Source organism: Pseudomonas sp. HMWF021, from assembly GCF_003061005.1.
GTDB lineage: Bacteria > Pseudomonadota > Gammaproteobacteria > Pseudomonadales > Pseudomonadaceae > Aquipseudomonas.
Window position 1 is genome coordinate 48,898 of sequence record NZ_QAIK01000104.1, and the last position, 20,692, is coordinate 69,589.

Genomic DNA, 20,692 nt, shown 5'->3' on the forward strand with positions numbered 1-20,692 from the left:
TTATCGGCACGCGTTATACCCGTGCAAAGCGTCGCAATCATTTTGTGTCATTCATTTCCCTGACTTCGATGATCGGGCTCGCCCTTGGCGTGATCGTGATGATCGTGGTGCTCTCGGTGATGAACGGCTTCGATCATGAGATGCGCACCCGCGTGCTGGGCATGGTGCCCCACGCAACTCTGGAAACCGGCGAACCGATCAACGATTGGCAGAGCCTGGCCGCCAAGGTCAAACGCAACCCGGAGGTGACGGCGGTTGCGCCGTTCACCCAGATGCAGGGTTTGCTGACCAACAACGGCCAGGTGTCCAAGGTGTTGCTCAACGCCATCGACCCTGCGCTCGAACGCAATGTGTCGATCATCGACAACTTCATGAAGCAGGGCAAACTCGACGACCTGACGCCGGGCAGTTTCGGCATCGTCATCGGCGACAAGGCCGCAACCAAGCTTGGCGTGGGCCTGGGTGACAAGGTCACCTTCGTCGCGCCGGAGGTCAGCGTGACCCCGGCCGGGATGTTCCCGCGCATGAAGCGCTTTACCGTAGTCGGCATCTTCCATGTCGGCGCCGGTGAGCTGGACGGCTACCTGGGTGTCACCAACCTGCAGGATCTGGCGAAGATGCACCGCTGGAAGCCTGATCAGGTGCAGGGCATCCGGTTGAAGTTCGATGATCTGTTCCAGGCGCCGCGCGTGGCCTGGACCATCGCCCAGCAGCTGGGCGAAGACCATTACTACGCCCGCGACTGGACCCGTACCCACGGCAACCTGTATCAGGCGATCCGCATGGAAAAAGCCATGATCGGCCTGCTGTTGCTGCTGATCGTTGCGGTGGCTGCGTTCAACATCATTTCCACGCTGGTGATGGTGGTGAACGACAAGAAGGGCGACATCGCCATTCTGCGCACCCTCGGCGCCACGCCGGGGACGATCATGCGTACGTTCATGGTCCAGGGCACCGTGATCGGCGTGGTCGGTACGGCGATTGGCGCCGTGGTCGGGATCTTCGCCGCGCTCAATGTCAGCGCCGCGATTTCCGCCCTCGAAGGGCTGATCGGCCACAAGTTTCTCAACGCCGACGTGTATTTCATCGATTACCTGCCGTCGCAGGTGCAGAGCCAGGACGTGATCATGGTCTGCGCCGCTGCGTTGGTCCTGAGTTTCCTCGCCACCCTGTATCCCGCCTGGCGTGCCGCGCGCACCCAGCCGGCGGAGGCGCTACGTTATGAGTGAGTCGGGCATGAGTGATAAAGCAATCTTGAGCTGCCGCAACCTGGGCAAATCCTACGAGGAAGGCCCGGAATCGGTACAAGTGCTGGCCGGTCTGCAACTGGAGTTGCACCCGGGCGAGCGAGTGGCGATCGTCGGCAAGTCCGGTTCGGGCAAGAGTACCTTGCTCAACCTGCTGGGCGGCCTCGACACCCCAACCCAGGGCAGCGTCTGGCTCGACGGCGAAGAGCTGTCGGCCCTGAGCGAGAAGAAGCGTGGCCTGCTGCGTAACCGTGCTCTCGGGTTCGTGTACCAGTTCCACCACTTGCTGCCGGAATTCACCGCGCTGGAAAACGTCTGCATGCCGCTGCTGATCGGCAAGACCGCGATCCCGGAAGCACGTCAGCGCGCCACCGCGTTGCTGGAGCGCGTAGGTCTGGGCCATCGTCTGGAGCACAAACCGGCGGAGCTGTCCGGGGGCGAACGCCAGCGTGTGGCCATCGCCCGTGCGCTGGTGAACAATCCAGGCCTGGTGATGCTCGATGAGCCGACCGGCAACCTCGACTCGCACACTGCCGAAGGCATTCAGGATCTGATGCTGGAACTCAGCACCTCGATGCGCACCGCGTTCCTGGTGGTGACCCACGACATGAACCTGGCCCGCCAGATGGACCGCGTCCTGCAGTTGCAGGAAGGTTGCCTGACCGCCATCTGACCGACCGAAACCCGGTGCCTGTAGAGGCATCGGGTCTTTTATTTTTATACGGTGCCCCAGCGAATGTTCAGACCGTTATCGATCTTTATCGGCACGCGCTATACCCGCGCCAAGCGCCGCAATCGCTTTGTTTCGTTCATCTCGATGACTTCGATGATCGGGCTCGCCCTCGGCGTGCTGGCGATGATCGTGGTGCTGTCGGTGATGAACGGCTTCCAGCGCGAGATGAGCTCGCGCATCCTCGGCATGGTGCCGCACGCGACCATCGTTGGCGTCAAGCCGATCGATGACTGGCAACCGGTGGCCGCCGCCGCGCTGAAAAATCCTGAAGTGACCGCTGCCGTGCCGTTTACCGAGATGGAGGGCATGCTGTCTTACAAGGGCTTGATGCAGCCGATCCAGATCAGTGGTGTCGATCCGGCTCAGGAAGGCAAGGTGTCGATCGTTGCCCAGCACATCGTGCAGGGTCGTCTCGATGACCTGAAACCGGGCGAGTTCGGCGTGGTACTGGGTGAAATCACCGCACGGCGCTTCCGCCTCAACGTCGGCGACAAGATCACCCTGATCGTCCCGGAAGTCAGCACCGCACCGGGGGGCATCACCCCGCGCATGCAGCGGCTGAACGTGGTCGGCGTGTTCAAGGTCGGCGCCGAGCTGGACGGTTCGATGGGCCTGATCCACGTGGCCGATGCCGCCACCATGCAGCACTGGCAGCCGAATCAGGTGCAGAGCGTGCGCCTGGCGGTGAAGGATCTGTATGCCGCGCCGAAAGTATCTTCGGACATCGCCACCGGCCTTGGCGCCGAGTTCAAGGCTGACGACTGGACCCACACCCAGGGCAGCCTGTTCAGCGCGATGAAAATGGAAAAAACCATGATCGGCCTGCTGTTGCTGATGATTGTCGCCGTGGCGGCGTTCAACATCATCGCCACACTGATCATGGTGGTGAACGACAAGGGCGCGGACATCGCGATCCTGCGCACCATCGGCGCCACGCCACGGCAGATCATGGCGATCTTCATGGTGCAGGGTACGGTGATCGGCATTGTCGGCACGTTGATTGGCGGCGTGCTCGGCGTGATCGCGGCGCTGAACGTCAGTGAGATGGTTGGCTGGGTCGAGCGCGTTACCGGGCAGCACATCTTCAGTTCCGACGTGTACTTCGTCAGCAACCTGCCTTCGGAATTGCAGGGCGGGGATGTGCTGTTGATCTGCTCGGCCGGGTTTATTCTGAGCTTTTTGGCGACGGTGTACCCGGCGTTGCGGGCGGCGAAGATCGAGCCGGCTCACGCGCTGAGATATTCGTAAGCTCTGAAATCGCCATCGCGGGCAAGCCCGCTCCCACAGGTATTGAGTTGAGTCACCATTATGTGAACGACGCAAAACACTGTGGGAGCGGGCTTGCCCGCGAAGGGGCCGGACCTGCCGGCCTCAATTCCCCTTGGGCAACTCGATCACAAACCGCGTCCACCCCGCAGCCGATTCGCAATGAATCTGCCCACCATGGGCCCGGACGATCGACTGCGTAATCGCCAGCCCCAACCCCGCATGCTCACTGCTGCCTTCCCGTCGCGCCGGATCCGCTCGATAGAACCGGTCAAACAGCCGTGGCAACAGTTCATCCGAAATGCCTTCGCCACTGTTCTCCACCGACACCTGCACGGCGTGAAGCTGATCGGCGATAGACACCCTTACGCTGCCCGCCGCAGGGGTAAAGCGCAGCGCGTTATCCAGCAGATTCGACAAGGCCCGGCGCAGCATGCTCCGGTCGCCCCCTATGCGCGCATGGCCCTCGCGGCTCAGCGTCACCCCGGCGTCTTCGGCCAGTGGCGCAAAAAACTCCAGCAATACATCGCTCTCATCCGCCAGTTCCAGCGTCTCACGCCTTGGCATCAGCAAGCCATGGTCGGCCTTTGCCAGGTACAACATGTCGTTGACCAGTTGCGCCATCCATTGCAGTTCCTCGAGATTGCTGTGCAGCGCCTCGCGGTAATCCTCGAGCGGACGCGGTCGGGTGAGGGTGACCTGGGTGTGAGTCAGCAGATTCGACAACGGTGTGCGCAGTTCATGGGCGATGTCGGCAGAAAACGCAGACAGCCGTTGAAACGAGTCGTCGAGCCGTCCGAGCATGGCGTTGAAGCTGTGGGCCATTTGCGCAAGTTCTGGCGGCATTTGCGCTTCCGGCAGTCGGGCGTTGAGCGAATGCGCGGAAATCCCGCGGGCGACTGCACTCATACGACGCAACGGACGCAAGCCGCTGCGCGCAGCCCAGGCGCCGAGCAGCGCGGTGGCCAGCGCTGACAGCCCAACGGTCAGCCAGATCAGATGCTGCATGCGTTGCAGGAAGTGCTGGTGGTGGGTGATGTCCAGCAGCAGTGTCAGTTGTGGGGTTTCGGACGTGTCCGGGTAAAGCGGGGCGTTGAGTACGCGATAGTCGGTGCCGTCGTTGTTGATGGTCGACAGGCCGGGCTGTTGCGGCAACTCACTTGGCACGTTGATCGAGCTGTCATACCAGCGCTGCCCATCCGGCCCGGTAATGCGCAGCGAAAGATCGGCCTGACGGCTCAGCTCATCCGCCAGCCGTGCCTCACGTTGACCGGGTTGAACATCCTGCAGGGCGCGACGCAAACCGATCAGTTTGCCGTCCAGCAGCTGCTGGTCGAGCTCAACAAAATGCGCCTCGCTGGCGCGGCTGAACAGCACCCCGGCGAACAGCGAGACCACAGCGGTGCAGGCGGCAAACAGCAGAGCCAGACGGGAACTCAGCGACAGGCGACCCATCAGGCAGGGCGCTCTTCAAGCACGTAACCCATGCCGCGCACGGTGTGGATCAGTTTGTCGGGGAAGTCATCGTCGATCTTCAGGCGCAGACGCCGGATCGCCACTTCGATCACGTTGGTGTCGCTGTCAAAATTCATGTCCCAGACCTGCGAGGCAATCAGCGATTTGGGCAGCACTTCACCCCGGCGGCGCAGGAGCATTTCCAGCAGGGCGAACTCCTTGGCGGTCAGGTCGATGCGCTGGCCGCCGCGTTCGACCCGGCGGCGAATCAGGTCCAGACGCAGGTCGGCCAGTTGCAGACTGGTTTCCTGGGGCAGGGCGCTGCCGCGGCGCAGCAGGCTGCGAACCCGGGCCAGCAATTCGGAGAAGGCGAACGGTTTGACCAGATAGTCGTCGGCGCCGAGTTCGAGGCCGTGTACCCGGTCCTCCACGGCATCCTTGGCGGTGAGAAACAGCACCGGCGTGTCGAGGCCGGCACTGCGCACCGCGTGCAGGATCTGCCAGCCACTGCGCCCGGGCAACATCACGTCGAGAATCAGCAGCGCATAATCACCGCTCAAGGCCAGTTGCTGGCCGCTGTTGCCGTCAGCCACCAGTTCGGTGTTGAACCCGGCCTCGGTCAGGCCCTGGCGCAGGTAGTGGCCGGTTTTCGGTTGGTCTTCGACGATCAGCAGTTTCATGGGCGGCTCGGTGATAAAAACAAAAGCGTTATACCGTGGGCGCTGGCGACAGGCGCCAACCTGACAAAGTTGTAATCTGCCTGTCAGGTCGCTGCCAGCGCAGGCGGGCTAGAGTTTCCCACAGGCTGAACCTTATCTTGTTGGAGTATGACTATGTTTTTGCGCAACCCTCTGGCCGTCGCCGCCTGTTTGCTGGCGCTGAGTTCACCTGTCTGGGCCGCGCCCGCGCACACATATGACTTCGGCCAGCCGGCGCCGGCAGCCAAGGCCTCGCGCAGCATTGAGGTGGTGCTGAACGACATGTCGTTCGACCCGAAAGCCATTCAGGTCAAGGCCGGTGAGACCGTTCGCTTTGTGCTGGTGAATAAAGGCCAGTTGCTGCACGAATTCAACCTCGGTGACGCAGCGATGCATGCCAGACACCAGCAGGAAATGTTGCAGATGCAGCAAAGCGGCATGCTCACGCCTACCGGCATGAAAGAAATGTCCCACGACATGGCGGGCATGGATCACGGCAGCATGGGCCACGGCATGAAGCACGACGACCCCAACAGCGTGCTGGTCGAGCCGGGCAAGACTGCCGAACTGACCTGGACCTTCAGCAAGGCCACCAGCCTGGAATTCGCCTGCAATATTCCCGGTCACTACCAGGCGGGCATGGTCGGCAAACTGACTGTCAGTCAGTAAGCACTCAAAGGCGGGCGCAAAGGCTGATAGAATCCGCTGATTCTTCAGTCAGGTTTCCGCCATGCATCCCGCAGCCGAACATTCGCCGCTGGGCAAATCCAGCGAATACATCGCCACGTACACGCCGTCCCTGCTGTTCCCGATTCCGCGCACCGCGAAATGGGCCGAACTGGGCCTGACCGCCGAAACCCTGCCGTATAAAGGTGTGGATTTCTGGAACTGCTTCGAGCTGTCGTGGCTGCTGCCATCGGGCAAACCGGTGGTGGCGATCGGTGAGTTCAGCATTCCGGCGGATTCGCCGAACATCATCGAATCGAAGTCCTTCAAGCTGTACCTGAACTCGCTGAACCAGACGCCGTTCGCCGACATCGCCAGCCTGGAAGCGACCCTGGTCAAAGACCTGTCGGCCGCTGCCGGCAAGCCAGTGGGCGTGCGGGTGCGCAGCCTGAAAGAGGTCGAAGCCGAAGGCGTCGTGGCGTTGCCGGGCGTGTGCATCGACGATCTGGACATCAGCGTCAGCAACTATGAGCATCCGCGCCCCGAGCTGCTGCGTTGCGATGATTCGAAGATTGTCGAAGAGAGCGTGCACAGCCATCTACTCAAGTCCAACTGCCCGGTGACCAGCCAGCCGGACTGGGGCAGTGTGGTAGTGGAATATCGCGGCGCAGCGCTGGATCACGCCAGCCTGCTGGAATACATCGTCAGCTTCCGTCAGCACTCGGACTTCCATGAGCAGTGCGTGGAGCGGATTTTCCTCGACCTGCAGCGTTTGCTGAAGCCAGAGAAACTCACGGTGTTTGCGCGGTATGTGCGTCGCGGCGGGCTGGATATCAACCCGTATCGCAGCACTGAAGCGGTACAACTGCCGAACCATCGTCTGGTCCGTCAGTAAGATCAAAAGATCGCAGCCTGCGGCAGCTCCTACATGAGATTCCCTGTAGGAGCTGCCGCAGGCTGCGATCTTTTGCTTTTTGGGTTACCGGGAATCAGATCCCCATACTGCCCAGCGCATTGACGATATTGCGCAGGGTGCCGGCAATGGCCGGGTGTTCAAGTTCGAAGCGGTCCACCGCCAGGTTCACGCCATCGGCGATGCTGGCATCCTGAGTGGCGCTCTCCAGTTTGATTTCAGTTTCGATCTGCGCCATCAGCGCATGCAGATCTTCACGCTCGGCTTCGGACAGCGGCGGATTCTGCTCCAGTTGCTCGCGCAGGGTGTCGAGTTGTTTTTGCAGTTCTTGGGCGGGCATGGTGTGGTTCCTTTTATCAAGAGGCACTGGCATTGACCGCAGCCGCGCGCCAAAGGTCTATGGCTGACCTTTAGATTAATCCACTCTGCTGCAACCTGCATGATCCCGGTCAGGGCTTTTCGCCCTTGAGGCGGCGCAGGTTGATGTCGGCCAGACAGGTGTCGAGTTCGCCCAGATGATCGATCACCGAATGTACGCCGAGGTTGAACAACTGCAGGGTCGCTTTGCCGCGGCGCTGTTCGCGTTCCGGTTGGCTCAGGGCCTGCCACTCACTGGGGGACAGGCCGCACAGCGAACCGCAGGACGCCAGGCCAATGGTCCACAACCCGGCGTTGAGGCCCGATTGCAGCAGGCGCGGCTCGCCGCTGACCAGTACGCAGCCGTCCAGACGACTGACATTCAGCCCCATCAGTGCCTGCCAGCAGGCGTTCGGCGCCGGCCATGGATTGATTGTTGCTGAATATTGCGTCGGTTGGATCCACCCCGGCAGCGAGGCCGCCAGAGATTGCGCGAGGGCAGGGGGCAGTTCATCGATCCACGCACAAGGAATCTGCTGGCGCTGCAGGCTGAGCAGGCTGTCGAGGGCGCCGGGTGTCGCGTCGGCATGCTCGGGCAGCACGCCGGCCTGCTGATGGGCACGGGCACCGAAATCCACCAGACAACCGCTGAGTCCGAACAGCACGGCGGTCAGGCCGGGTGCGGCGACAGGCAAGGTTTCGGCGTGAGTCATGGCAGCGTCCCTGAAATAGTCAGGAGGCTAGGGGACGCCGGTGACAGTTGGATGACAGGCGTGTGAACGGGCTTGTAGGAAGCGTCCTGCATGACTGTTCACAGGTGGACTGCCCAAACTGGCTTTTGCGCTTATACTAGCGCTCTTAACGCTTGGGCCGACGGTGCCCGCGCCAGTACGAATCCAAGGAGCTTTTCTATGCGCTGGAGCAATCCTCTCGCTCAGCTATGTGTATGTGCCAGCGTCTTGCTGGTTCCGTTTGCTGCCAACGCCGCAACGGAAGAAGACCCTTGGGAAAGCGTCAACCGCCCGATCTTCCAGTTCAACGACTTCGTCGACACTTACGCGCTCAAGCCGCTGGCCCAGGGCTATGAATTCGTGACGCCGCAGTTCCTTGAAGACGGCATTCACAACATGTTCCGCAACGTCGGTGACGTCACCAACCTGGCGAACAACATTCTGCAGGCCAAACCTGCAGCGGCCGGCGTCGATACCGCGCGTATCATTTTCAACACCACCTTCGGCCTGCTGGGCTTCTTCGACGTCGGCACAAAAATGGGCCTGCAGCGCAGCGACGAAGACTTCGGCCAGACCCTCGGTTACTGGGGCGTTGGCAGCGGCCCTTACGTGATGCTGCCGTTGCTCGGCCCAAGCACCCTGCGTGATGCGCCTTCGAAGTATGTCGACAGCTACACCGGCCCGTACCGTTACATCAACGACGTGCCTGTACGTAACTCGGTGTTTGGCCTGAACATCGTCGACACCCGCGCCAGCCTGCTGTCGAGCGAGAAGCTGATCAGCGGCGACAAGTACACCTTCATCCGCAACGCTTACCTGCAGAACCGCGAGTTCAAGGTCAAGGATGGTCAGGTCGAAGACGATTTTTAATCCCGACCGATAAAAACAAGGCGGCCCTGGAGGCCGCCTTTTTTGTGAGCGCTTATTTCATCTTCAGTATGGCCAGGCCGAGCTTCTGGCTGTCACCGTCCTGGGCCTTGACCCAGACCACTTCGGTATCGGCCTCCAGCCCGCTCAGGGCCGCATGATCGGAATCGATGCGCACGCTCAAGCGGTCGCCGACCGCGAACTGGCGCGGTGCCTGGACCTGCATGCCGCTGCTGGAGAGGTCGATGCACACCGCTGATACTTCGTCACCTTCATGGATCAAAACGACATCGGCATCGACCCGCATGCGGATGAAGTCGCGCTTTTCGCTGTAGTCCCGGCCGGTTTGACTCATGCCTTCGTCCTTCCATTGGGTTACGGTTTGAGCTGTTCTTATAACTCTCGGTGATTTGACAAGTAAAGTCGTCAAGCGACCATCGGCGCATGCTTGAAACGCCCCGCGGATGGGAGTACCGTCTGCGCCTTAGAAGGGCACCTCTGGTGTAACCGTGTCAGAGCCAATGCTCGAAAGCGGTGCAGCAGAGAGGCTAGAAAGCGAATCCAGTAGTCTGTGCCGGGCCAAAGCCCCGCCTGCTACGCCAACCTAATTCTGGCGCCGTTTGCCCACATGCCAAAAACCAGTGCCACGCTGCTGATAATCGATGATGACGAAGTAGTGCGCGCGAGCCTCGCGGCCTATTTGGAAGACAGTGGTTTCAGCGTCCTGCAGGCCAGCAATGGCCAACAGGGTCTTCAGGTATTCGAGCAAGACAAGCCCGACTTGGTCATCTGCGATCTGCGCATGCCGCAGATGGGCGGTCTCGAACTCATCCGTCAGGTCACCGAGCTTTCACCGCAAACCCCGGTGATCGTGGTTTCGGGCGCCGGCGTGATGAACGACGCGGTCGAGGCATTGCGCCTGGGCGCGGCGGACTACCTGATCAAGCCTCTCGAAGACCTGGCTGTGCTCGAGCATTCGGTGCGCCGGGCGCTGGATCGTGCGCGGCTGCTGCTGGAAAACCAGCGCTACCGCGAGAAGCTGGAAAAGGCCAACCGTGAACTCGAAGCCAGTCTGAACCTGCTGCAGGAAGACCAGAACGCCGGCCGCCAGGTGCAGATGAACATGCTGCCGGTGAGCCCGTGGAGCATCGACGAGTTCCAGTTTGCTCACCAGATCATCCCGTCGTTGTACCTGTCGGGTGATTTTGTCGACTATTTCCGGGTCGACGAGCGTCGGGTCGCTTTCTATCTGGCAGACGTCTCGGGCCATGGCGCCTCTTCAGCGTTCGTCACCGTGCTGCTGAAGTTCATGACCACGCGCTTGCTGTTCGAATCCAAGCGCAACGGCACCTTGCCGGAATTCAAGCCTTCGGAAGTTCTTGGTCATATCAACCGGGGGCTGATCAGTTGTAAGCTGGGTAAACACGTCACAATGGTCGGTGGAGTCATCGACGAGGAGACTGGTTTGTTGACCTATAGCATCGGCGGCCATCTGCCGTTGCCTGTGTTGTACACGCCTGACAGTGTTCGTTATCTCGAAGGCCGCGGTCTGCCAGTGGGGCTTTTCAATGAAGCCACCTATGAAGATCACGTGCTTGAGCTGCCGCCGGCGTTCAGCCTGACGCTGATGTCGGACGGCATTCTGGACCTTTTGCCAGAACCCACGCTCAAAGAAAAAGAAGCTGCTTTGCCCCAGCGGGTGAAGTCAGCGGGCGGCAGCCTGGATGGTCTGCGGCAGGTTTTTGGATTGGCCACGCTAGGGGAGATGCCGGATGATATCGCCCTGTTGGTGCTGAGCAGGAATCTTTGATGAGTACCGGTAGAATCCAGTTCGCCGAGCAGGACGGCACCTTCGTCCTGAAGTTTGTCGGTGAAGTCCGCCTGACCTTGTGTTCGGCCTTGGATGCGACTATTGAAAAAATCTTCACCGCGCTGAATTTCAACGCGATCGTGATCGATTTGACCGAAACCCGCAGCATCGACAGCACCACGCTGGGCCTGCTGGCCAAGCTGTCGATCCTGTCGCGGCAGAAGGTCGGCCTGCTGCCGACCGTCGTTACCACCCACGATGACATCACCCGTCTGCTGCAATCGATGGGCTTCGAGCAGGTGTTCAACATCGTCAACCATCCCGTGCCTTGCCCGGAATGCCTGGACGACCTGCCGGATCAGGACCAGTCCGAAGAAGTGGTGCGGATCAAGGTGCTCGAAGCGCACAAGATCCTCATGGGCCTGAACGACTCCAACCGTGAAGCCTTTCATGACCTGGTGAATGCCCTCGAGCGTCACTGAGTCTTTGCGGTTGAGGTTGTCTGTTCCGGCCTCTTCGCGGGCAAGCCCGCTCCCACAGTGATTGAGTGAACCCGAGATCTTCATTCCACACCTGACCCTGTGGGAGCGGGCTTGCCCGCGAAGGCGCCAGTCCAGACGATGCATCTCCCGGCACCGAATAAATAAAAAGGGCGAACCCGTTTGGGTTCGCCCTTTTTGCATTTCAACGACTCAGATCACAGCTTGGCCTGCAGCAGCGCCTCAAGCTTCTCCTGGTCACGGGCAAACTGGCGGATGCCCTCGGCCAGTTTCTCGGTGGCCATTGCGTCTTCGTTGGACAGCCAGCGGAACTGCGCTTCGTTCAGGCTCAGGCGGGCTTCGCCGGCATGGCCCGGGGCGAGTTTGCGCTCCAGTTTGCCAGTGTCTGCCGCCAGTTTGTCGATCAGGTCCGGGCTGATGGTCAGACGATCGCAACCGGCCAGTTGTTCGATCTGGCTCAGGTTGCGGAAGCTGGCGCCCATGACCACGGTCTTGTAGTCATTGGCCTTGTAGTAGTTGTAGATGCGCGTGACCGATTGCACACCCGGATCATCGGCGCCGGTGTAATCGTTGCCGTTGGCTTTCTTGTACCAGTCGTAGATGCGGCCCACGAACGGCGAAATCAGGAACACCCCGGCGTCAGCACAAGCGGCAGCCTGAGCGAAGGAGAACAGCAGGGTCAGGTTGGTCTGGATGCCTTCCTTCTCGAGGATCTCGGCAGCGCGGATGCCTTCCCAGGTCGAAGCGATCTTGATCAGTACGCGGTCACGGCCGATGCCGGCCTTGTCGTACAGCTCGATCAGGCGATGCGCGCGCTTGAGTACGGCGTCCTGGTCGAACGACAGGCGTGCATCCACTTCGGTGGAAATCCGCCCCGGGATCACTTTAAGAATTTCCTGGCCCACGGCGACGCCAAAACGGTCGCTGGCCAGGCCCACGTCACCCTTGCAGTCGCTGACGCAGGCGTTCAGCAGCTCGGCGTAGCCCGGGATGGCGGCGGCCTTGAGCAGCAGGGAAGGGTTGGTGGTGGCATCCACCGGTTTGACCCGGGAGATCGCTTCGAAGTCGCCAGTATCGGCAACCACGGTGGTCATCTGTTTGAGTTGTTCCAGCTTGGAAGTCATGTGCGTGCTCTGTCCTGTGGGTCTGACGACATTACCCGAGCGCTGACAGCCACTCAAGGGTATCCGGTTGTATCGGAAGCCTCGCAGGCAACAACCTGAGTACGGCTGTTTGAAAGGCGGGGCGCGGTATCGATAAATACGATGCCAAAACGCGGCACAGGTTCCACCGGTCTGACCGCGAACGCCCCGCCAGACCGCTTATTGAGCGTTGAGCTCGGTCTTGACGGCACTTTCAGCCGGTTTCGGCTGCCCGCTGGAGGTCAGCAAGCCGAAATTCTTCTCGCGGTCATTGCTCCCGGTATCGGTGTTTTTCCATTCGTAGATCGAGGTCAGCGGAATGTTGAGCCTTTTCATGTCGGCGATGAACGCAACGATCTTGCTCGCCTGCCCATCGACCCCGCCATTGGAACTGAGGGCCGATATGCCCCATTCACTGATGACCCCGGGCAGGTGGAAGTTCTGCTGAATGAACGCCTGGGCGTTGCTGATCTGAGTGGTTGTCATGCCATACGGGTGATAGGACACCGCATTGAGGCATTTGGGGTACTCGCTGACGATCCGGTTCAGCGCCACGGTCGATGCGGAGCCTGCGGTGGGTGGTCGGGCGAAGCCGAAGCCGACCACCGGGGTCAACGGCGGGGCGGCCTGAAGCGTCTTGCACGCTGCGCTCATGAACGGTACGAACGTCGTGTCGAAATTGCCGGTCGGCCAGTAAGTCGACAGATCCGGCTCGTTCCATAACTCGATCGCCACCAGTTGCGTGCGGTAGGACTTCTCCAGGCTGGTCACGGCATTGGCGAACGCCTCGCCGGCACTGGTCAGTTGCGCCGGATCGCCGGGATTGGAGGTCAGTGGTTTGGTGGCGCGCACGGTCAACAACACCGGCAGGCCGGCCGACCTGGCGGTGGCAAAGGCCTCGCTGATCTGCTTCTGGTAGGCCGCGGCACCGAGGCTGTCGGTCCACACGCCAAAGCGTACGAAGGCGAAACCGGTGTCCTTGATGCGCGCAGCGTCGGCGGCGGAGAAATTCTGGATCTTGACCTGGGCACCGACGGTCTTGGTGCTCAGAGCCGGGAACAGTTCACTGGCGTGAAGCTGGCTGGTGGCACTGAGCGTCAACAGGGTCACTACGCTAAGCCGTTTGAAATTGACTGCTTTCATGGCTGCTCTCCCGCTGGAAATTGATATGGATCAATAAATCTCGCATTACACCAATTCCGATAGGCCGGCGGACCCGAAGTGCATGAATGTTATTTTTTGTCAGGAAACAATCAGCCAAAAATCACAGTTATTTTTAGTCCGGTAATTCAGGTTGGGGGAGTTTTCGAGGCTGTGGTACTTAATACACTGTTACTTACAGGGCGAATCTATTTCTGAGTGAAGTAAGTCTTCGGGGTTCATTTAAATCCTCAAGGCATGTTGGCCGAATGATATTACACAGGAATGTAAACCTTGTTCAAAAAGATCCTTGTCGTCTGCGTGGGCAATATATGCCGAAGTCCAACAGCGGAGTTGTTGCTGCGTAACGCGCTGGCGCCTTCAACGATCTCGGTGACCTCCGCAGGCCTCGCCGCCCGGGTGGGAGAAGCCATGGAAACGACGGCGCGGCAGGTTCTCGAAGACCGTGGGCAAAGCGCCGAAGGATTTGTCGCACGGCAACTGACCGCCGACATCGTTAACGAATCCGACCTGATCCTGGTCATGGAAAAACAACACGTCAATCAAGTGCTGAAGATTGCCTCGCATGCCAGAGGCAAAGTGTTTCTTCTTGGCAAGTGGCAGAGCGAAAGAGAAATACAAGACCCCTATCGTCAAGGCAAGGCCGCTTTTATTCATGCCCATGCATTGATTGAAGATGCTGTTGGCTCGTGGGCGCAGCGCCTCGGACATTGATGAATATTCTTCAGATCAGTGAGTGGTAAGAAAGACTTATGCAGTTACCGTCAGTAATCGCCAACCGTGATAACGATCAAGACAGTATCGATCTTCTCGGCATATTCGGAAGTTTGATCGACCAGAAATGGCTGATCGGTGCATTCACCGGTGCATTCATGGCCGCCGGCGTTGCCTACGCGGTATTGGCGACGCCCGTCTATCTGGCGAACGCGCTGGTGCAGGTCGAACCGAAAAAGAACGACATGCTCGGCTTTTCCGACCTCAGCAGCATGCTCGGCGGGCAATCGCCGTCGGTGACCGAAATCGGCATCATCAAGTCCCGCGCGGTGATCGGCAAAACCGTTGACGACCTGCGCCTGGACATCGACGTCACCCCCAATACCTTCCCGGTCATCGGTGGTTTTCTCGCCCGGCGTTATCGCGGCGAAACCGAGTTCAGCGTCGCGCCGCCGCGTTTTGGCTTCAACAGCTACGCCTGGGGTGGCGAGCGACTGGAGTTCACCCGACTCAATCTGCCCAAAGAGCTGCTGGGCAAGAAGCTCACTCTGGTAGCTGGCGAACAACAGCGCTTTCAGTTGCTCGATGACAACGACAACCTGCTGGTCGAGAGCGTCGCCGGTGAAGCCTTCGCGCAGGACGGCGTAGAGGGGCAGATCGAGCGCCTGCAAGCCAATCCGGGCACCCGCTTTGAAGTGGTGCGCAATCCACGGATCGTGACCATTCAGGGTTACCAGGATGCGCTGGATATTTCCGAGCAGGGCAAGGAGTCGGGGATTATCCGCCTCGCCCTGGCCAGCAGCGACGCCGCCGAAGCGGTGAAGATCCTCAACAAGATTGCTGCGCTGTACGTCGATCAGAACGTGCGCCGTACTTCAGCGGAAGCGGCGCAAAGCCTGGCGTTCCTGCAGAGCCAGTTGCCGCAGGTCAAGCGTGATCTGGCCAAGGCCAGCGATGCACTCAACGCCTATCAGACCCACGGCAAGACCGTGAACATTTCCCTGGAAACGCAATCGGTGCTCGGTCAGTCCGTAGCGCTGGAAACGCGGATTTCCGAGCTGAAAATGCAGCAGGCGGAACTGGATCGCAAGTTCACCAAGCAGCATCCGGCGTATCGCGCCCTGATGTCGCAGATTGGCGAGCTGACCCAGCAGCGCAAATCGCTGGAAGGCAAGGTCGGCGATCTGCCGGCCACGCAACAGGAACTGCTCAACCTGACCCGCGATGTGGAAGTGGCTTCGCAGATCTACACGCAGTTGCTGAACAAGTCGCAGGAACTGGACATCGTCCGCGCCGGTGCAGTGGGCAACGTGCGCCTGATCGACTCGGCCGACGTTGACCTGACCAGCCCGGTCAAACCGAAAAAAGCCCTGATCGTACTGATCGCGACATTCCTCGGTGCCTTCATCGGTGTCGCGCTGGTGCTGTTGCGCAAATCCCTGAGCAAGGGCCTGGAAGGGCCGGAAGCCATCGAACAGCTCGGGCTGCCGGTGTATGCCTCGATTCCCTACAGCACCCTGCAGCGCGAAGAAGACACGAAAAAGGGCCGGGCCAAAGTCACCGCCGAAACGCCGGCCTACCTGCTGGCGCTGCGCAATCCCACCGACCTGTCCATCGAGTCGATCCGCAGCCTGCGCACCTGCCTGCATTTCGCCGCGCTGGATTCGACCAACAACCGCATCATGATTTCCGGCCCCAGCCCGCAGGTCGGCAAGACGTTCGTCTCGTCCAACCTCGCGGCGGTCATGGCACAAAGCGGTCAGCGTGTGCTGCTGATCGACGCCGACATGCGCAAGGGCCACCTGCACAAGACCCTGAACGTGCCGATCGCCAATGGCCTGTCGGACCTGCTGGTCAAGCGCTGCAGCATCGAGCAGGCGATCAACACGGTGGAAATCGACAACCTGCACTTCATCAGCCGCGGGCAGGTTCCACCCAATCCTTCCGAGCTGCTGATGCACGCCAACTTCCGCGACTTGCTGGCCGAACTCAGCGAGCGTTACGACGTGGTGATCATCGATACGCCGCCACTGCTCGCAGTGACGGACGCGGCGATCGTCGGGCGTGAAGCCGGTATCAGCCTGATCGTCACGCGGTTTGCGGTGAACCCTGCCAAAGAAATCGAAATGACCATCCGCCGCTTCGCGCAGAACGGCATCGAGCTCAAGGGCGCGGTGTTCAACGGCGTCGAGAAGCGCGCGGCCAGTTACTACGGCAACGGCAGCTACGGTTACTACAACTACGAATACGCGTCGGACAAATCCTGAGTGTCAGCGCTTGTCCTTACATGCAAGGAAGTGGGTGGGTTGTGAAGAAAATACTGCACGTGGCAGAAACGATAAAAGGTGGGGTTGCCACCGTTATCCGCACGATATCGGCGTCGCCCGAAGGCCAGGACGCGAACTACGAGCTGGTCTATCTGGTGCCGCTCGACCAGAAACAGGAGCTACACGGCATCGATCAGCGCCAGATTCGCACGTTCGTCAGGTCTGGGCGCAACGTGCCTTCGCTGCTGCGCTTTGCGTGGGAGCTGGCCCGGACGCTGCTCAAGGAAAAGCCCGATGTGGTGCATCTGCACAGCACGTTTTCCGGGGTGATCGGCCGCGTGGTCTGCGTGCTTCTACGACCGTGGCGCAAACCGAAAATCGTCTACTGCCCGCACGCGTTTTCGTTCCTGATGGAAAGCTCGCCCATCAAGCAGAAGGTCTACGCCTGGATCGAGCGCGTGTTGCAGAAAGTCACCGACGTGATCATTTGCGTCAGCCGCTACGAGATGGACAAAGCCGCGCGGTTCGGCATTGAGCGCAAGCGCATGCGCCTGATCTACAACGGCATCCCGCACAAGGATGACGCCCCGAAGGCCGACAACCCCGAGCCGATCCATCTGCTGTTCGTTGGTCGCCTCGACTACCAGAAAGGCTTCGACGTATTGCTCAAAGCCTTCGCCAAGGTACAGCGCAACGATCTGAAGCTGACAGTGGTTGGCAGTGCGGTCAACGAGGACAAGGTCGAGTGCCCGCAGATGGACGCGGTCGAGTACCTGCCGTGGGTCACGCCGGCCGAAGTGCAGGCGCTGTATCAACAGGCTGACGCGCTGATCGTCCCCAGCCGCTGGGAAGGTTTCGCCATGGTGCCGCTCGAAGGCATGGCCATGGGTTTACCGGTGATTGCCAGTAACTGCACGTCGCTGCCTGAACTGGTCACCCATGAAGTGTCCGGCTACGTCTTTCCCACCGGTGATCACCAGGCACTGGCCGATGTGCTGGCGCGAATCCAGAAACCGCGGTTGCTCGACCTCGGCAGCGAAGGCCGGAACATCGTGCGTGAACGCTTCAGCGCCGCCCTGATGATTCGCCAGACCTACGACGTGTATTGCGCTCCCACTTATTAAGTAGAACTCAAGCTTATGAACGTAACGATTTTGCATGGCTACAGTGCATCCAACTCCGGTGACGGCCTGCTCGTCGATCTGGCCATCGCGTTGGTGCAGCGCAACTTTGGCGAAGACACCGCGATCAACGTCGTGGCGTCCGATCCGCAGTCTTTCGCTTACCTGCCGCACCCGCGTTTCGATGCACCGGTGATGGCGGCCAAGGGCCTGGGGCGGGTGAAGCAGGCAGTGTTTCTCAATCAGTCGTATGCCGGGCTGGCGGATCTGCTGCGCAAGACCGATCTGATCGTCGGCGTCGGTGGCGGCTACATGCGCTCGAAAAGCGCCTTCGAACACATCAAGCTCAAACTCGGCCACGCCAAGCAGCTGGAAACGGCGATCCTCAGCAAGGTGCCGTCGGTGTACCTGCCGCAAAGCATCGGCCCGTTCCATGGCGAGAGCCGCAAGATCGTCGATCACTACGCCAGCGCCGACGCGGTATTCGTGCGCGATAACCGTTCCTCGGCGATGTTCGATGCCTGCGAAAACGTCTACCGCGCGCCGGATCTGGCGGTGCAGTCATTGGCCAGCAAGATCCTTCAGCAGCCGAAATTCACCCGTTGCGCCGCCTCGCCGGCCACTGTGTGCGTGGTGCTGCGCAAGCCGCCGGAGTGGAGCAAGGACAAGAAGGTCGCCTACGTCGCCAATCTGAAGGTGTTGCTGCAGCGCCTGAAGAACAAGAGCAAAGTGGTTTGCGCGGTACAGAGCGCCGTTCGCGGCAACGATGACGGCGCGTTCTATCGCGAACTGGGCATCAGCGAAGACCTGCTGTCGTTGAAAGCAACGATTGCCAAATATCAGCCGGACCTGGTGATTTCGGTGCGCCTGCACGGCGCCATCGAATCGCTGCTGTCCGGTGTTCCGGCGTACCACATCAGCTATGAGCGCAAAGGCTTTGGCGCCTATCAGGACATGGGCGTGGAAGATTGGGTGATCAATGGCGGCGACATCAATGTCGATACCATCATCGACACCGTTTATGCGCCGAACGCGCTGTCGAATTTCGGCAAGCGCCTGACCGATACCTGCCGCGAAATCGAAGCCAAAACGGTGATGATGGACGAGATCATCAAAGGCGTCGTTCGATGATTTTTCGCCTTCTGCTTCGCGGCGGAGCGTTAGGCGCGAAGTTTCTGCTGGTGTTGGCCATCACCCATTTCCTGGGCTACGAAGCGCTGGGGTTTTATGGCGTGGTGGTCGCAGCGTCGCTGATCGCCTCGAAGTTCTACAGCGTCGGTTTCAGTTCCGAGATCAATCGGTTGATCAGCGTCGGCGGCAGCTCGCGGCGAGTGGTCGATAAAGTCCTGCTGCTGTATCTGGCGGTGGGGCTGTTGCTGTCGCTGGCAACGGTGGGGATCTACTCGCTGTTCCAGCAGGTCGAGGCGGGCACCGCGCTGATCCTCTGTGTGACGCTGGTGCTGCTCACCGAACACCTGTCGTTCGAGATCAATTCGTTCGTGTTTTCTGCACAGAAAGCCACGGCGGGCGCGCTGCTGTTTTTCATCAAGACTGGGCTGTGGGCGCTGCTGGCGGTGGGCGGGATGATGCTCGACTGGGTCTCCGGGATCGCCAGTGTGCTGTGGCTGTGGGTGGCCGCCAACGTGTTGGTGATCCTCGCCGGATACCTGATCGTGGTGAACGTGCACAAGGGCCGGGTCAGTGAGGCACTGACGACGGCGACCGTGTGGAAGGCCGGGCTGCCGTTCTATTTCGGCACCGGGTTGATCGCACTCAGTCAGTACGCCGAGCGCTTTCTGATTGCCGACCTCGAACCCTACGCCAGCCTCGGCAAATACGTGTACGCATGGTCGGCGGCCAACACTTTGCAGGCGCTGTCCTACGCGGTGGTGGCGGTGGTGGGTATTCCGGTGCTGGCCAAGCGGTTTCAGGCGGATCAGCAAACGTTCACCGTACGGCACTTGTTCGTCAACAAGTGGGTGATGCGTTCGTTAGCGGTGTCAGCGGCGGTGGCGGTGCTGATCTATCTGTTCTTCAACGTGGTGCTCGATTACGTCGCCACCAGCGTGCCGCGCCCGGACAACGCGATCCTCGGCGTGCTGATCTTTTCCTTTGCCCTGCGGGCCATCGGCGACATCGTCTGGGGCGGTCTGATCGCCTCGAAAAACAGTCGGGTGTCATTCGCCAGCGCGGCGATCTGCCTGCTGGTGTCGGTGCCGGTCAGCTATGTGCTGATCAAGCACTATTCGATTTATGGCGCGGCGTGGGGCAATGTCTTCGCGATCATCGTGCAGCTTGGCGTGATTGCCGTGTTGACCCGAGCGACCCGCGCAAAAGGGGCGCTGGCATGGGGTTGAAGTTGCCGTGCATCGAGTTTCGCGGCCGCAGACTCGATTCCTCGCTGTCGTTCCTGATTCTGTTCACCGGGTTGTTTCTGTCGGTGGCGATGCCGCTGCTGATCCCGCGCGCTCCGGGCCCGGATGCCATGACCTTGTGGTCATCCTATGCCCGGGCCGACAACTGCAATTTCTGGAACCCGTTCTCGCCGGATCGCTCCTCCTACGAGTGTTCGGCCTTCCTGCTGCGGCCCACCGGGATCAACCTGACCAACGCCTGGGCCTATGGGATGTTCTGCAATTTCTTCCTAACGGCGATTCCGGTGGTGGTGTTCCGGCGCATGCCGCTGGCGATCTTCGGCACCCTGTGTCTGTGGGGGATTGTGCGTTCGTTTTTTCTGGAAAACCTGACCAAGGAAATCATCGTCTCGGTGGCGGTACTGAGCATCTTGTTCAGCTCGCTGACGCGCAAATATCGCGGCGGTTTTTTTCTCTCGGCGGTGATCTACGGCGTACTGATCCGGCCTTACTGGATTCTGTTTTCGCTGTCGTGGGTCGGCGTTTGCGTGATGAAAAAGTACGTGTCGCGCTTCACCTTCTTCCTGATGCTGTTCCTGTTTTATCTGGCAGTGGCCATGGCGATTCAGCTGGCGCTGGGCTTTCCGGTGTCGTCGATTCGCGCCAGCAACAACGAGTTGCGCACGGCGG

General features: G+C 60.2%; 20 protein-coding genes and 1 pseudogene. 14 read left to right on the forward strand and 7 right to left on the reverse strand.

What is annotated here, in order from left to right; genetic code table 11:
- The first annotated feature begins 2 nt into the window (after positions 1-2).
- The 3 genes from DBR18_RS13950 to DBR18_RS13960 all read left to right on the forward strand — a co-directional run bounded on the left by DBR18_RS13950 (position 3) and on the right by DBR18_RS13960 (position 3,228).
- Positions 3-1,229 (forward strand): lipoprotein-releasing ABC transporter permease subunit, encoded by a 1,227-nt coding sequence (locus DBR18_RS13950; RefSeq protein WP_108590743.1) that lies wholly within the window; start codon positions 3-5, stop codon positions 1,227-1,229.
- Positions 1,230-1,236: 7 nt separating this feature from the next.
- The gene (gene lolD, locus DBR18_RS13955; protein WP_177482384.1) at positions 1,237-1,920 is read left to right on the forward strand and encodes a lipoprotein-releasing ABC transporter ATP-binding protein LolD; all 684 of its coding nucleotides are present in this window, start codon (positions 1,237-1,239) and stop codon (positions 1,918-1,920) included.
- A gap of 63 nt (positions 1,921-1,983) precedes the next feature.
- Positions 1,984-3,228: a lipoprotein-releasing ABC transporter permease subunit gene (locus DBR18_RS13960; protein WP_108590744.1), complete on the forward strand. Its 1,245-nt coding sequence runs from the start codon at positions 1,984-1,986 to the stop codon at positions 3,226-3,228.
- 123 nt (positions 3,229-3,351) lie between these two features.
- On the opposite strand, the gene DBR18_RS13965 is transcribed toward DBR18_RS13960, so the two are convergent.
- Both DBR18_RS13965 and DBR18_RS13970 read right to left on the reverse strand, forming a co-directional pair.
- The gene (locus DBR18_RS13965; RefSeq protein ID WP_108590745.1) at positions 3,352-4,701 is read right to left on the reverse strand and encodes a heavy metal sensor histidine kinase; all 1,350 of its coding nucleotides are present in this window, start codon (positions 4,699-4,701) and stop codon (positions 3,352-3,354) included.
- Entirely contained in the window at positions 4,701-5,381 is a 681-nt protein-coding gene (locus tag DBR18_RS13970) for a heavy metal response regulator transcription factor (RefSeq protein WP_108590746.1), read from the reverse strand. Before DBR18_RS13970 ends, DBR18_RS13965 begins: the two co-directional genes overlap by 1 nt.
- Before the next feature lie 153 nt (positions 5,382-5,534).
- Here DBR18_RS13970 and DBR18_RS13975 point away from each other — a divergent pair, with 153 nt between their 5' ends.
- Complete coding sequence (locus DBR18_RS13975; protein ID WP_108590747.1) at positions 5,535-6,068, forward strand: plastocyanin/azurin family copper-binding protein; 534 nt, start codon at positions 5,535-5,537, stop codon at positions 6,066-6,068.
- Positions 6,069-6,129: 61 nt separating this feature from the next.
- A complete protein-coding gene (gene queF / locus DBR18_RS13980; protein WP_108590748.1) occupies positions 6,130-6,960 on the forward strand; it encodes an NADPH-dependent 7-cyano-7-deazaguanine reductase QueF in 831 nt (276 codons plus the stop codon).
- A gap of 94 nt (positions 6,961-7,054) precedes the next feature.
- Here queF and DBR18_RS13985 read toward each other — a convergent pair whose 3' ends face one another.
- Positions 7,055-7,318, reverse strand: a complete 264-nt coding sequence (locus DBR18_RS13985; protein WP_041074003.1) for a DUF4404 family protein — start codon at positions 7,316-7,318, stop codon at positions 7,055-7,057.
- A gap of 109 nt (positions 7,319-7,427) precedes the next feature.
- On the reverse strand, positions 7,428-8,048 hold the full coding sequence (locus tag DBR18_RS13990) for a phosphatase (RefSeq protein WP_108590749.1): 621 nt from the start codon (positions 8,046-8,048) through the stop codon (positions 7,428-7,430).
- Between the two features lie 198 nt (positions 8,049-8,246).
- Between DBR18_RS13990 and DBR18_RS13995 the strand changes: the two genes are divergently transcribed.
- Positions 8,247-8,936 carry a VacJ family lipoprotein gene (locus tag DBR18_RS13995; protein ID WP_108590750.1) on the forward strand — a complete coding sequence of 230 codons (690 nt, stop codon included), beginning with the start codon at positions 8,247-8,249 and terminating at the stop codon, positions 8,934-8,936.
- 52 nt (positions 8,937-8,988) lie between these two features.
- Here DBR18_RS13995 and DBR18_RS14000 read toward each other — a convergent pair whose 3' ends face one another.
- Complete coding sequence (locus DBR18_RS14000) at positions 8,989-9,288, reverse strand: PilZ domain-containing protein (protein WP_108590751.1); 300 nt, start codon at positions 9,286-9,288, stop codon at positions 8,989-8,991.
- Between the two features lie 273 nt (positions 9,289-9,561).
- Here DBR18_RS14000 and rssB point away from each other — a divergent pair, with 273 nt between their 5' ends.
- Positions 9,562-10,743: a two-component system response regulator RssB gene (rssB, locus tag DBR18_RS14005; RefSeq protein WP_108590752.1), complete on the forward strand. Its 1,182-nt coding sequence runs from the start codon at positions 9,562-9,564 to the stop codon at positions 10,741-10,743.
- Positions 10,743-11,225 (forward strand): anti-sigma factor antagonist RssC, encoded by a 483-nt coding sequence (gene rssC, locus DBR18_RS14010; RefSeq protein ID WP_042560140.1) that lies wholly within the window; start codon positions 10,743-10,745, stop codon positions 11,223-11,225. Before rssB ends, rssC begins: the two co-directional genes overlap by 1 nt.
- Before the next feature lie 215 nt (positions 11,226-11,440).
- Here the strand turns inward: rssC and tal are convergent, their stop codons facing one another.
- A complete protein-coding gene (tal, locus tag DBR18_RS14015; RefSeq protein ID WP_108590753.1) occupies positions 11,441-12,367 on the reverse strand; it encodes a transaldolase in 927 nt (308 codons plus the stop codon).
- Between the two features lie 198 nt (positions 12,368-12,565).
- Positions 12,566-13,528: a cellulase family glycosylhydrolase gene (locus tag DBR18_RS14020; RefSeq protein ID WP_108590754.1), complete on the reverse strand. Its 963-nt coding sequence runs from the start codon at positions 13,526-13,528 to the stop codon at positions 12,566-12,568.
- A gap of 291 nt (positions 13,529-13,819) precedes the next feature.
- On the opposite strand from DBR18_RS14020, the gene DBR18_RS14025 reads away from it, so the two are divergent.
- The 6 genes and pseudogenes from DBR18_RS14025 to DBR18_RS29200 form a co-directional block, all read left to right on the forward strand.
- Positions 13,820-14,260, forward strand: a complete 441-nt coding sequence (locus tag DBR18_RS14025; RefSeq protein WP_108590755.1) for a low molecular weight protein-tyrosine-phosphatase — start codon at positions 13,820-13,822, stop codon at positions 14,258-14,260.
- A 38-nt stretch (positions 14,261-14,298) separates the two neighbouring features.
- Positions 14,299-16,527, forward strand: a complete 2,229-nt coding sequence (locus DBR18_RS14030) for a polysaccharide biosynthesis tyrosine autokinase (protein ID WP_108590756.1) — start codon at positions 14,299-14,301, stop codon at positions 16,525-16,527.
- A gap of 41 nt (positions 16,528-16,568) precedes the next feature.
- The gene (locus DBR18_RS14035; protein WP_108590757.1) at positions 16,569-17,651 is read left to right on the forward strand and encodes a glycosyltransferase; all 1,083 of its coding nucleotides are present in this window, start codon (positions 16,569-16,571) and stop codon (positions 17,649-17,651) included.
- A gap of 15 nt (positions 17,652-17,666) precedes the next feature.
- A complete protein-coding gene (locus tag DBR18_RS14040; protein ID WP_108590758.1) occupies positions 17,667-18,779 on the forward strand; it encodes a polysaccharide pyruvyl transferase family protein in 1,113 nt (370 codons plus the stop codon).
- Complete coding sequence (locus tag DBR18_RS14045; RefSeq protein WP_108590759.1) at positions 18,776-20,005, forward strand: polysaccharide biosynthesis C-terminal domain-containing protein; 1,230 nt, start codon at positions 18,776-18,778, stop codon at positions 20,003-20,005. Before DBR18_RS14040 ends, DBR18_RS14045 begins: the two co-directional genes overlap by 4 nt.
- Positions 19,996-20,692, forward strand: a pseudogene (locus DBR18_RS29200) (hypothetical protein); the annotation flags it as partial. The gene DBR18_RS14045 and the pseudogene DBR18_RS29200, both read left to right, overlap by 10 nt.